Genomic DNA, 13,208 nt, shown 5'->3' with positions numbered 1-13,208 from the left:
CATTGCCCATTAACAACCAACTTGCAATTGATGCGCTATCGATTTGAGTTTCGTCCTTATCGACGGAGATTTGTGCGTCCCCTGGCTACGAGTCACGGTACTTGGGATATCCGCGACGGTATTATTCTTTGCCTCAGCGATGAAACAAATATTGGTTGGGGAGAAATTGCGCCTATTAGCTGGTTTGGTTCGGAAACCATAGAACAAGCTTTATCATTTTGTCGCCAGCTACCCACGGAAATTACTGAGGAAACGATTTTCTCTATCCCAGATGAATTACCCGCTTGTCAATTTGGCTTTGAGTCAGCGCTTTGGGGAGGGGGGAATGGGGAGTGGGGAGTAGGGAGTGGGAGACAGGGGGGACAGGGGGGACAAGGGGGACAAGGGGGACAAGGGGGACAAGGGGGACAAGGAGGAATATCTTACCCCTCTCCCCCCCTCTCCTTGTCTCCCCCTCCCCACTCCCTCACCTACAGTGCTTTATTACCAGCTGGAGAGGCTGCTTTGGAACAATGGCAGAAGTTATGGGAACAGGGATATCGCACGTTTAAGTGGAAAATTGGAGTGTATGCGATCGCCTATGAACTGAAAATTTTTGAGTTACTCACTCAAGCTTTACCACCCTCAGCAAAACTGCGATTAGATGCAAACGGGGGACTCAGTTATGAAGATGCAAATTTATGGCTGTGGACTTGCGATAATATTCACATCAATAATCGAATAAGAGTAGAAATTGAATTTATCGAACAACCGCTAAGAGTAGATCAACTTCAAAGAATGTTGGAATTGTCTTATTGCTATGAAACAAAGATAGCTTTAGATGAATCTGTCGCCACACTCAAACAACTTGAATGCAGCTTCCAACAAGGTTGGCGAGACATTTTTGTAATTAAACCTGGGATAGTCGGTTCACCATCTCGTCTGCGTCAGTTTTGCCAAAAACATAAAATTGATGCTGTATTTTCATCGGTATTTGAAACTGAAATTGGCAGACAAGCTGCACTTAAGTTAGCTGCGGAATTATCTCAATATAATCGCGCAGTTGGATTTGGTGTTAACCATTTTTTTGAGCAAGAGAAGGATAATTGGCTTGAAAATCTATGGAAATTTTAGATTATATCAAACGTCAAAATGATGATTGGGTCATTGGTAGCGATCGCTTTCATTTTCAACAATTATTTGAAAACTTTTATTTAGAATTATTAGCATACAAAACACCACAAAAAATCCTTTTAGCTGAACGCGAACCCGTGCGTTTTTTAGCAGGCTTTCTTGCCGCATGTGCAGCTAATTGTCCAGTTTTTCTTTGTAACCCCGACTGGGGAAAACAAGAATGGCAAGAAGTATTTAACTTAGTACAACCAAACCTCATTTTAGGAGATGAAGATTCGGGAGGATGGAATAGAATTCTTTATGCCCCATTACCTATGCCCCCTTCGGGTTCGCCAGTCCCCCATCGTGACGGAAACCGCCAAGACGGGGGCTGGACTCACCATTACCTATGCCCCATTCCCAATACAATTATGATTCCCACAGGTGGTTCATCGGGAAAGATTAAATTTGCCATCCACACTTGGGACACCCTCATGGCATCTGTGAAAGGATTTACCGAATATTTTCAGCTAAATAAAGTTAATTCCTTTTGTGTATTACCACTATATCACGTCAGCGGTTTAATGCAATTTATGCGTTCCTTTACCACTGGTGGCAAACTCGCTATTTTCCCCTTTAAAGAAGTAGAATCAAATCAAATATATCATATTGAATCATCTGAATTTTTTATATCTTTAGTACCAACACAATTACAACGTCTTCTACAAAATCCAGATTTCACAACGTGGCTATCCCAATTTAAAACTGTACTTTTAGGAGGTGCGCCAGCTTGGAATGAACTTTTAGAAAAAGCGAGATTTTACCGCATTCGATTAGCACCAACTTACGGGATGACAGAAACCGCTTCCCAAATTGCCACAGTCAAACCTGACGATTTCCTTAACGGTAAAATTAGCAGCGGTCAAATCCTCCCCCATGCCAAAATAACAATTTGTAATGAACAAGGCGAGGTTTTGAATTCAAATCAAAAAGGAAATATTATTATAACATCTCAATCTTTAGCCCTTGGTTACTATCCAGAAATATGGAAAAATCAGGATTACTTACAAGTTGATGATTTAGGTTTCTTAGATAACGATGGTCATTTAAATATTGTTGGACGTAGCAGTAATAAAATCATTACCGGCGGTGAAAACGTCTACCCAATCGAAATTGAATCAGCAATTAGAGCAACTAAAATGGTAAACGATGTTTGTGTAATTGGCATCCCAGATAAACAATGGGGACAAGCGATAACAGCCATTTATATACCCAAAAAAGCAAACATATCTAGCTTAGAAATCCAAAACATACTCAAAGATAAACTTTGCAAATTTAAAATTCCCAAACACTGGATTTCCGTCCCAACATTACCGCGTAACACTCAAGGCAAAATCAACCACCAACAGCTACAACAAATAGTAACAAACCGACTCCAAACCTCCCCCAAATAATCTCTCTATCCTCTTACCTTGGCGTCCTTGGCGCCCTTCTCCCGAAGGGAGAGGCTAGCGCCAAGGCGGTTCGTTATTAACAGGAATCACATAGCCTCTCTAGACCTTCTTCTCTCTGCGCTCTCAGCGTCTCTGCGGTTCGTTTCCAACCATCGCATCAGCTCACCCGATAACTCCCTTTTACTTCTACTACTTACCTCAATACAAACGTGCCGAGTAACTGCCTTAGCAACCATTACATTATCAACTACAACTTCGTAAGCAATTTCAAACTTATCAACACCGACTTTTTGCGGAATCAAGCTAATAGCTAACTTATCCCCACAAAACATCGGGCGAAAAAAATCTACATCAGCGTGAACAATCGGAAAAGCCACAGATGTATTGCTAAAAAAATCTTTCATATTAATACTTGATGCTTCTAAAGATGCTTCATAAGCTTCATGACAAATAGACAAAACATTGGCAAAGTAAACTAGCCCAGCAGCATCAGTATCTGAAAATCGAACGGTGCGGTTATAAGTAAACGGCATATTTTATAATTAGCGAAAAAAATAGCAGGCTTATAACCTGCTACCAAAAATGATTTTACTGCAACTAGAACAATCTTTAGGGTGCGTTAACAGAGTGTAACGCACCCTACTATAATTTAATTAGGACTTAGTAGAACAATTTGTAAGGTGCGTTAACAGAGTGTAACGCACCCTACTATAATTTCATGTTTCAATTTAATGGGTAATAAATATCTTCAGAGTGAGGATTTAGGTAGGGACGCTGCAAATCTATATTTAGCTGTGTAAAGTGTTGAGCGATCGCTTTCATTCTCTCCTCAGTACTATTATCACCTTTTTGCCAAACTGACAACAAAGAAGAAGCGACAATTTGACAACGATTCATGCCAAAACTCTCTTGTGCGGCAAATTTTTGACTTGGTTCTTCAGCTAAACTCAAGCCAGGGGCTAAAAACTTGGTAAATAAAGGTATTTCTGGCTGAAAATAAGATTTATGCTCTGAATAAACAGCTTGAAGTACTTTCCGCACTGCTGGATAGTCGTTGCGTTGAAAATACAGCACCCCAGAGTCGTAGCGTCCATACGCACAAGGGTTGTAGAGAACTTGAAAGTTAAAGAAAATCTCAGCCGCGTTTAATTGTCGGGTGAGACTATCCATGAGAGCGATCGCTCCATCAGGAGTTACATTAAAATAAATTCGCCCCATATCCAAATCAACGTCTGGATTATTGCTAACCGCTAAATAATAATTATTTTGCAGTCGATTTTTTGGCATCCAAATTCCCACCAACTTACCAACTTTGGCAGATTCCATACTTGGTTGCATAGGCGAGTTATACTCAACATGCAATGTCAAACCGTCTTTAATTACTACCAGAGTACCATCAGGCTCTTGCCGCAAAACTTGCCAACCGAAATCAAAATAACCTACGCCGTGATTGCTAGCATCTAATCGTTCGTAAAATTCCCAATCAGTACCGAAAATATAATTGTTTTCTAAAGTTTGATGTGGTAATAAATTAGCTGGTTTGGCATTTAGTGCCAAAATGTTTTGCAAAGAGCCATTGTAATAAATTCCGTAAATAAAATTTCGCAGAAGCAGAGTGAGATATTTACGCTGCAATGCTGGCAGATTTTGTTGAAATCTGTCTGCCACTTTTTTTGGCAAGGCAAACGGTTGATAATTCGGATGAATAATGCAAAAGTTAGACTCAATCTGAATATTGCTGGCAATGTCAAACAGAGAATCTAGTAGTTGATTGGTAGGAGTATATAGCATTTTCAAATGTAGTAAGCGCAAAGAGCGCTTTAAGAGATGAGCGGTAAACCGCTCACTACGAACTTAACATCCACAAAAGACGAGTTTTTGGGTAATAAAGACGAAGCAAATTCTGCTTAAAATGTAGTAAGCGCAAAGAGCGCTTTAAGAGATGAGCGGTAAACCGCTCACTACAAATTTAACATCCACGCAGACGAGTTTTTGGGTAATAAAGACGAAGTAAATTCTGCTTGCTTTCTGGTTGAGGCAACTTTTCTAATTTGGCAACGGGTTTGAGTATTTCCGATTCAGAAATACCGAAAACGGTTAGCATAGCAAGCTGTGGCATGGTGAGTAAATTTTTGGCGACTTGAAGCATTGAAATGCTGATATTATCAAAGTATTTATCGTACTTAATCGTTGCCTCAATTTGATGCATCAGTGCTAAACCCGCAAACTGAATAACACGCAAGAGAAAATCATTACGGTACTCTAAAATGTTGGGGAAGGCTTTGAGATAAGCTTGAATCAGGGCAAGCATTGAAGGTTGAAGAGTCTCTAATGGTGTCACCGCTAATTGCAAAGATTCTTCTAATTCGATGGTGGGATCTACCACCAGGCTGTCTAACCAAATTTTTAAATAGCTTGCTAGTAAAGTACCTAAATCAAAGGCTGGATCTCCCCAGGCACATGCTTCCCAGTCAATCAGCCGGACGATCGCATTATCTAAATGTTCCCACCTGGAATGTATCAAAATGTTGTCTAATTTCAGGTCGTTATGAGTCAAGCAGCAAGGTTGCCAATCGTTTGCTAAGTCTCCAATTGCTGATTCTAAATTGTCGTATTTCTGATAGAGTGCATAAAATTTCAGCGCAGGAGTGGGAACCATGCCAAAAATCTCAGGTGCAATTGACTCGATTCCTTGTGCTGGATTGTTGAAGTGATAGCGAAACTGTCCTGCGGGAGCTGTTGCCATAAAATCGCGATACTCGCGACGGTTGAATGTAGCACGATGCAGCGCTCCTAAGGTGTCACCAATGGTAGTGGCGATTGCTTGGGGGAAAATATCGTTTTGTTGATAATAATTCCCTAGTTCCTGATACTCACTTAAGTAGTTGCGAATCAGGATCGAGTTTTCTTCGTCGAAATGCACCACTGATGATGCGATCGCTCCGATGTTACCAATGACTGGAAATTTCTCAAGCAATTGGTCAAACAGCCACTCATTGAAAAATTGCTCTTTTCCATCCCAAAGGTCAATGCTACGTTTTTGTTTAACCAGCAGTTTGCGATTATCTGCCAGAGTAACCAGTAAATTTAAATTTTTCTTACTTTCAGGTAACTCAGAATTAGAGGATGTGCCATCTTCTGAGCTACACAGATCTGAGGAACGCAGATACTGGATAACGTTATGAGAAGACAGTGAAACTACCATGTATTATTTCCTAATTCGTAAAATTGAAGAGCGTAAATCACTTAAATCCAGATTGGCTTAACTTTTATAGCTCGTGGTAGACAGCAATAACACTGGGAATATTAATTACGATGATTACAATCTACTAATATCCGATCCCCAAAAGAAAAACCTGCCAAAATGGCAATTCTGTTTTTACTATTCCTTTAAAGTAAATTCTTTAGCTGACTAAGCATTTTTACTCGAATTGATATTTAATTTTGTGGTTAAGCTTTTTGCTGTTGTTCACTTTCCGGCTTTCTGGGCGCTTAATAAAAATTCACGCATTAATTTTTCACTTTGCAATAAAAGCAAGTGCGAAATCAACTGTTTATGAGATGATTTCGCAATATTATTATTATCTTCAGATGTTCACCCCCTCAGCAACAAAATCGCTCTAACTTAGATAGGGCGGGTCATTCATGCCGGTTGTCAAAGATATGCGATCGCTTCGTTTTCCTCTTTTTTTGAAAATGATTTTTTTAAGCCACATTTTTTCCATCATCCCAGAATAACGATTGAGCTACGGTTTTTAACTAATTCCCAAAAAAACAAACATTTGCTCATGAACTGAATCACAAGCAAACAAAACTGAGTCATGGTAAATGTAGATTGATATTATGCCGCCATTTATATTCATTTACAATAAGATATTTCCGTTACATAAATCAAGTGATAAGTTTTAATTGTGTTATATACAGCAGAGCCAATATAAATCTAATCAATTTAAATTTACAATCGGCAATCTTGAAGTACTTACGTATCTAGCTACAGGGCAAAGGGAAAAGGGGAAAGGGAAAAGGGGAAAGGGGAAAGGGGAAAATTGAAATATGCACCCTTCATTTTCTTTACCTTTACCCTTTACCCTTCTACGGTAATATAAATGTACTAATAAAGGTATACTAACTAAAAAGAATCATGGAGGTGAAAAAAATAGTAGGCATCAGCTACTGGCTTATTATTGATGCCATAAGTTGATTCACCATCACCGCCAAGGTCAGCACACCGAAAAACAGCATCAATCCCGCCGGCATAAACTTGCGTGTTTTAGCCAGTCGCAATGCAAACACAACTACTAAAACAGCAGTGACTAAAGCTGCTAAAATCAAACCCCAGATTATACCTTGAAATTGGAGGTAAGCGGCAAAAAGTAATAATACACCACTAATGCAGCCACTGAGAAGCGAAACATTGCTAGTAGAGAGAATGTAACCAATGATGCCACCGACAATCGCTAAAAAGCCGTAGCCAAGAGAGGCGATAATACCTAAATTCATTGTTAAAACCTATGTAGATTTTGATGTGTGCTGCAAACCTCGGCAGACAATTTACCATAGCTGTTTAGCTACCGAAACCTGTTAACTGATGGATAATTAAGCAATGTCCACGGCAAGTAATTCGTTCCAGACAAAGGTTCAGTTCCTCCAGCGTCAAGCAGCATCTCTATTAATCTACCAATCCGTCCTCCAAGGCGAAGTCAGTAGAGCCTTTATGGATTTGTTGCAAAGTATACGATATGCCGAAGCTGATGCACGCAGTTGTCTTCAAGCTTACGGCAATTACTTTAAGTGCTTGGCTGCTAGAAATCAAAACTGGGAGGACTATTTAATTACGCAAATTCTCAGAGATGAGAATCCATTTTCTCAGCTTGCAGGGCAGCGAGAATTTGAGAATTTGCCTTCAGCTTTAATTGCAGCGACTCAGCATGATTTACAAGCGTTGCAAAGTCTTTATGAATGTAGTAGCGCGTTTTTGAGCGAATGGGTACAAGCTGTGGCTGATCTAGCTGTTTCACCAGTAGTGTGGTATGACGAGGAACTTACTCTTTTGGAAGAAACGAACGAATCACTGCTAATAGAGAAACTGCACCACATGGAAGATTGGGCTGATGCAGTAGAAGATGTAGCTGCTTATTATCGGCAATTTGGTACGGGTTTATTTGCAGAATATAGTGCATTGCGCTATTGCGACGGACAATTTATTGGCATCAAATATGCCGATCCGGTAAAGTTAAGCGAATTAGTGGGTTATGAGTCTCAGCGAGACGCTTTATTAAAAAATACAGAATTTTTGCTAGCAGGAGAGGTAGCGCTGCACGTATTACTTTACGGTAGTCGCGGTTCGGGGAAATCCTCTTTGGTGAAAGCTTTGTTGAATGAGTACAGCAAGCATCACCTGCGCTTGCTGGAAGTAGCAAAATCAGATTTGAAACACCTACCACAAATTGTGGAACAGTTGCGCTCTGTGCCACATAAATTTATTATTTTTGTCGATGACCTTTCGTTTGAGGAAGATGACGACGCTTTTAAAGCGCTGAAAGTAGTATTAGAGGGGAATTTAACTGCGCGATCGCAAAACGTAGTCGTGTATGCTACTTCTAATCGTCGGCACTTAATTCGCGAGTTTTTTGCTGATAGACCTGCACCTAAAGATAATGATGAAATCCATGCTTGGGATACGATGCAGGAGAAGCTTTCGTTTAGCGATCGCTTTGGTCTAACTTTAACCTTCGAGCCTGCCGATCAGAAAACTTATTTAAACATTGTCCGACATTTAGCCACACAAGCAGCAATTAACATTGACTCAGAAGATTTAGAATATCAAGCTTTGCAATGGGCAACTCGTCACAACGGTCGATCTGGAAGAACAGCACGACAGTTTGTTGATTTTTTGAAAGCAGATTTGGCACTTTCGGCTTCAAACGACCAAACATAAGTAGCTTACACAAACTGCGTACAGTAGGACGCATTAAAATTTCCCCTTCCCCCTTCCCCAGAAATATCTCTTCTGAAAAATTGACTAAACTAAAAACAAGCAATATGCAATCAGCAATGGGAAATAATCGATTTTTGCTTTTAGGTATAGTTGCCTTCAGTGTGAGTTTTGGTCTAAGCCTCGTCCCAACTTGGGATTTTAGTAAAGCCTTTCTCACAGGTGCAATTACTGTAATAGCTAGTTATGCAGCAGCATTATTTGTCGATAACATCCGCAGAAATCATGAAATGCTCGTTTTGGGTTCTCTCTACAAGCGAATAAAAGAGCTTGAGGGCTTGAAGTCTCGTCTTGTCAGAGAAATCAACCAAATTGAAGAGCATCGCGCCTTATTATATACAGAGTCAAATCAACTGCAAAATCAAGTATCAGAACGCCGCAACCAAAGAGACAGTTTCAATCGAGAATTAGGCAGTTTTGTCGGACAGAAAAAACAGTTAGAAGTAGAAATAAACTTACTACAAACAGAGCTTACTAAGCTGGACAAAAGTAAAGCCGAGCTAAATAATTCATTTTCGGCTCTCACAGCAGAAAAACGCCGTCTAGAATTAAATTCCAACGTATCGCGAGCGGAAATAACTAAACTGCAAACTCAAATTAGCGAACTCCAACAAGAAAAGCAAGACGCTGAAAGCAATTTAACTTTGCTAGACAGACTCAAACCTCAACTAGAAGAAAGACTTTACGAACTGCGAGTTGAACTGCAAGAACTCGAAAATCAGGTAACTCAGCACAATGAATTAATTTTAAATAAAAAATCTGAAAGAGAAAATACAGAAGCTAGCCTCAATTTATTACAAACCCAAATAACAGAACAAAAAATTGAATTAAATCACTTACAAGAGCAAATTTCATTATTGCAGCAAGAACGCGATTTGTTACAAAGTCAAGTTTGGGAATTACTTCAACAATCCGAAACATACAATCAGCAACCGTTCGCAGAAAAGGAGCATGAAGAAGATGTAGATTTATTTCCTTTTTCTGACTTAATAGATTTAGAAACAATATCTGAAAATACATCTGATTTACCCCAAGAATGGGCTAAATTATTAGAACAGCTACCAGCTTATGAAATACAAGTATTAAAAGCCATACTAGAGCAAGAAAATCCCAAAGCTGCTATTAAACAGATTGCCGAAACAAATATTACTATGCCAAATTTGTTAATTGATTCTATAAATGAACGTGCTAATGATACAATTGAAGAATTAATAATTGACCCAAACTTGGAAACTCCAGAAATTTATCAAGAGCATATAACAAACGTGAAAAAACTGATTGCAATGTATGAATTAACGACTAGACAAGCTCCATCAAATTAAGTTATTCTTGCCATCGTACAATTTTAGTTTTGACGTTTATAGCGGTTTAAAATTGGGTGCGATACATCAAAAAATTAATGAACTACACATAAACAAATATATGTACTTGAATCGGCTGAGAACCGCTAGAAAATAAAATGAGGTGAAGTACATGGCAAAACTTAAAATCTCCAAAAAAATATCTACTGCTTTAATCAACTCTTTGAGTGCCGGAGTAGTACCAAGATTTGGACTGGAACATATAGCAGTAGGTCGAGAAAAAGAATTAAAAAGCCTATTACAAAATCTCGACGATATTGGAGAAGGTGTAGCCGCATTTCGCTTCATAATTGGTAACTACGGTTCCGGCAAAAGTTTCATCCTACAAATGATTCGCAACCGTGCTATGGAGCAAAATTTTGTAGTAGCTGATGCTGATTTATCTTCCGAACGTAGACTTGCAGGAACAAACAACGAAGGTTTGGCAACTTATCGAGAATTAATGAGCCGTCTGGCAACAAAAACTCGTCCGGATGGTGGTGCTTTAGTCTCAATTTTAGAAGGTTGGATTAATAAAATTCAACAAGAAGTAGCTAAAGATAGCGGAATGCGTCCTAATGATGAAGGTTTTGATGATAAAGTTGAAACGAAAATTAGAGAAGTAGTTCAGTATATTGAAGACTTAGTTCACGGCTTTGATTTTGGTAGCGTCATTGTTGCTTATTGGCGCGGTTACAGGCTTGATGATGATGATTTGAAAAATGCTGCATTGCGGTGGTTGCGAGGCGAATTTAACACCAAAACTGAGGCAAAAGCTGCTTTGGGAGTGCGCGTAATTATTGATGATGATAGTTGGTATGACTATATCAAGTTAATCGCTAAATTTGTGGCGGAGATTGGCTATAAAGGACTTTTAGTTTTGCTTGATGAAGTTGTGCATATATACCAAATATCCACTACAGTTACTCGCGAAAAGAACTATAACAGACTTTTAGCAATGTTTAACGACACCATGCAATGCAAAGCAGAACATCTTGGTATTGTTGTCGGTGGAACTACAAAATTTTTAGAAGACCCAAATCGCGGACTTTTTGCTGACCCAGCTTGGCGAAGACGCACTAAAGAAAGCCGTTTTGTTCAAGCTGGTGTTCAAGAATATTTGGGACCGGTGATGCGGCTAAATCCGTTGACGGAAGATGAAATATTAATGCTTTTGCAAGGTTTGATAGAGATTCATGCTCTTAATTTTGGTTATGATAAGGCTTTAACAAATCGCGAATTGAAGGACTTTATAAACGAAATTGTCAATCGTTTGGGTGCAGAAGCATTGTTGACTCCGGGCGAAATTGTCCGGGATTTTATTAGTGTGTTGAATATCCTGTACCAAAATCCCGAAATTTATTTTAGTAAATTGATTCATGGTTCGGATTTTAAGTTAACTGCTGTGGGTAAAAATACAGATGTTGATGATGACGATGCAGCAGAATTTAGTTTGTGATCGACGAACCGCACTCTTAGGTAGAGGAAGCATTGTAAATAGATGGGCATAAACACGCATTTTATAGTATGGACTTCAGCCTTAAAAGCCATGCCCTGAGTGTAAAAATCCGCGTTCCCCTATCCCGCGATCAACGTTCTGGTGTCATTGACTGAGCAACTTGAAGCGCTTGATCTAGAATTTCAGAGGCTTTGTTTTTATTTGAGGATCCGAATAGAGAATTTAAGCTATTAGTAAGCACAGAAAGGATTTTTTCAATAAGTTTTTTGTTCTCTCGTTCTCTAAGCACATATTGTTCTGCGATCGCTATCAAGGCTTGAGCTTTGTAACCCTTGTCTGTAATCGATTGAGCAACCTCAAGCGCTTGGTCAAATTGCCCCTGTTTTGCAAACCCACGGGCGATAGAGGGGAATCTCCAGTCCTTATGTTGTTCAGCATCAGGGTGGGGTTCGATGGACTTAGCGATTTGCAGCGCTTTGTCAGGTTGCCCTGCCTCAAGGTAAGCGAATGCCACCTCCGACAGCATGTTCTTAAGATTCCACTGTTGGACGATCCCAAACGCTTGATCGTTCTGTCCAATCTGTAGATAGTGCCTCACAATCCCTCGAAAGGTGAAGTCTGGGTTTCCAATCGATTTTGCCAGTTTAACCGCTTGGTCAGGGTATCCGGCTTTAGCATAAGCGATCGCAATTCCACTGAACGCGCGCGACCTCTCATTGACATTTTTGATGGAGCGGGCAATTTGCTGTGCCTGCTCAAAGTCTCCTATTTCTGCGTAACCTTCAGCTACCTTAGCTAATCCATCACCGTTAATTGCCTGTGCCGCTGTTCGAGCTTCGGCTAGCGTCTCGACTGCCTTATTTTTCTGCTTCAATGCTGCATACTGAACCGCTGTTTCAACCAGTTGGCTGGGTTTCTCAATGGGAAAGCGTTTGTCTGCAAACGTTCGTATCTTTGGCAAAGCTTGATCTAAAATCTCGATCGCTCGACGTTCTTGTCCGACTTCTGCAAATTGTTTAGCAATCCTTAGCATCTGGTTAACTTTCATTGCGGTATTTTCACGAGATTTTGCTTCGTCGATAGCATACGCGCTCTCAAGCGCACGCTCTAACACTTTCGGCACTTGTTCCTTTTGTCCACCTTGACTAAGATGTTCGGCAATTACAATCAGGGTCATGGTTTTATAGAGGGTATTAGGATTGCTTTGTGCGATCGCGATCGCTTGGTTCAGGACTTTCGTTGCCTGCTCAGGCTCTCCGGCTTTTGCATAATGACCGGCAAGCTCTGCCAGCGTCGTAGGCGTGGACACAGGATTGTTTACTTTTGTGATGATCTCGATACCAAAGCTGTAGTACCCAGCCTCTGCGTATTTCTTAGCTCGGTTTAGCAGAGACTCATCTGGAGAAGTTGCGCTGCCGCTACAGCCGGTTGCCGTTTGAGTGTGGGCAATTTGGATGGCTTCTTTTAGAAGTTGCTTCCCCTTAGTTTCCTGTCCAGCTAGGATATAGCCTCCAGCCACTTTCACTAAGGGGTTGGCTTTGAAGCACTCATTGGGATTCGCTTCCGCCAAAGGCAGGACTTGGTTTAAAATCTTGACAGCCTGCTCAGATTTTCCTACCGCTGCATACTGAAATGCAATGTCAGCCAATATGCGATCTTTTTCGGAGTAGGTTTCTACTGCCAGAACTTGACCCCCTGGAAAGAACGTAGCAATTAGTGCAGTGAGTAAAATATTGAACTGGATTATTCTTCGAGCCATGTTTTTCCCACCTCAACTTTTTGTTGCGCGACTACCCACGGGTGGTTAGCCTTGAACCTCTTATGTCAAGGACAGAAATGTTTAGCAGATTGTACTTATTTGTTACAAA

Annotated in this window: 10 protein-coding genes; 5 read left to right on the top strand and 5 right to left on the bottom strand. The window is 40.2% G+C overall.

Going from position 1 to position 13,208, the window contains the following annotated elements:
• Positions 1-30: 30 nt before the first annotated feature.
• Positions 31-1,113, top strand: coding sequence for an o-succinylbenzoate synthase (locus PI95_RS14955; RefSeq protein WP_039742615.1), 1,083 nt, complete (start codon positions 31-33; stop codon positions 1,111-1,113).
• Positions 1,101-2,546, top strand: coding sequence for a 2-succinylbenzoate--CoA ligase (locus tag PI95_RS14950; RefSeq protein ID WP_039742613.1), 1,446 nt, complete (start codon positions 1,101-1,103; stop codon positions 2,544-2,546). Before PI95_RS14955 ends, PI95_RS14950 begins: the two co-directional genes overlap by 13 nt.
• Before the next feature lie 86 nt (positions 2,547-2,632).
• On the opposite strand, the gene PI95_RS14945 is transcribed toward PI95_RS14950, so the two are convergent.
• From PI95_RS14945 to PI95_RS14930, 4 genes are all read right to left on the bottom strand, one after another.
• Entirely contained in the window at positions 2,633-3,079 is a 447-nt protein-coding gene (locus PI95_RS14945) for an acyl-CoA thioesterase (RefSeq protein WP_039742610.1), read from the bottom strand.
• Positions 3,080-3,269: 190 nt separating this feature from the next.
• Positions 3,270-4,337 carry a T3SS effector HopA1 family protein gene (locus tag PI95_RS14940; RefSeq protein ID WP_039742608.1) on the bottom strand — a complete coding sequence of 356 codons (1,068 nt, stop codon included), beginning with the start codon at positions 4,335-4,337 and terminating at the stop codon, positions 3,270-3,272.
• Between the two features lie 178 nt (positions 4,338-4,515).
• Positions 4,516-5,751: a phosphotransferase family protein gene (locus tag PI95_RS14935; protein ID WP_039742606.1), complete on the bottom strand. Its 1,236-nt coding sequence runs from the start codon at positions 5,749-5,751 to the stop codon at positions 4,516-4,518.
• Between the two features lie 965 nt (positions 5,752-6,716).
• The gene (locus PI95_RS14930; protein WP_039742603.1) at positions 6,717-7,046 is read right to left on the bottom strand and encodes a TMEM14 family protein; all 330 of its coding nucleotides are present in this window, start codon (positions 7,044-7,046) and stop codon (positions 6,717-6,719) included.
• Between the two features lie 103 nt (positions 7,047-7,149).
• Between PI95_RS14930 and PI95_RS14925 the strand changes: the two genes are divergently transcribed.
• The 3 genes from PI95_RS14925 (at position 7,150) to PI95_RS14915 (ending at position 11,340) form a co-directional block, all read left to right on the top strand.
• A complete protein-coding gene (locus PI95_RS14925; RefSeq protein ID WP_039742600.1) occupies positions 7,150-8,484 on the top strand; it encodes an ATP-binding protein in 1,335 nt (444 codons plus the stop codon).
• A gap of 104 nt (positions 8,485-8,588) precedes the next feature.
• Positions 8,589-9,863 (top strand): tellurite resistance TerB C-terminal domain-containing protein, encoded by a 1,275-nt coding sequence (locus PI95_RS14920; protein ID WP_039742598.1) that lies wholly within the window; start codon positions 8,589-8,591, stop codon positions 9,861-9,863.
• A gap of 151 nt (positions 9,864-10,014) precedes the next feature.
• Entirely contained in the window at positions 10,015-11,340 is a 1,326-nt protein-coding gene (locus tag PI95_RS14915; RefSeq protein ID WP_039742594.1) for an ATP-binding protein, read from the top strand.
• A gap of 130 nt (positions 11,341-11,470) precedes the next feature.
• Here the strand turns inward: PI95_RS14915 and PI95_RS14910 are convergent, their stop codons facing one another.
• Positions 11,471-13,099: a tetratricopeptide repeat protein gene (locus PI95_RS14910; RefSeq protein ID WP_039742591.1), complete on the bottom strand. Its 1,629-nt coding sequence runs from the start codon at positions 13,097-13,099 to the stop codon at positions 11,471-11,473.
• Between the last annotated feature and the right edge of the window lie 109 nt (positions 13,100-13,208).

The organism is Hassallia byssoidea VB512170 (assembly GCF_000817785.2).
Taxonomy (GTDB): Bacteria; Cyanobacteriota; Cyanobacteriia; order Cyanobacteriales; family Nostocaceae; genus Hassallia; species Hassallia carrinoi.
This window is presented reverse-complemented; position numbering and strand designations above follow the sequence as displayed.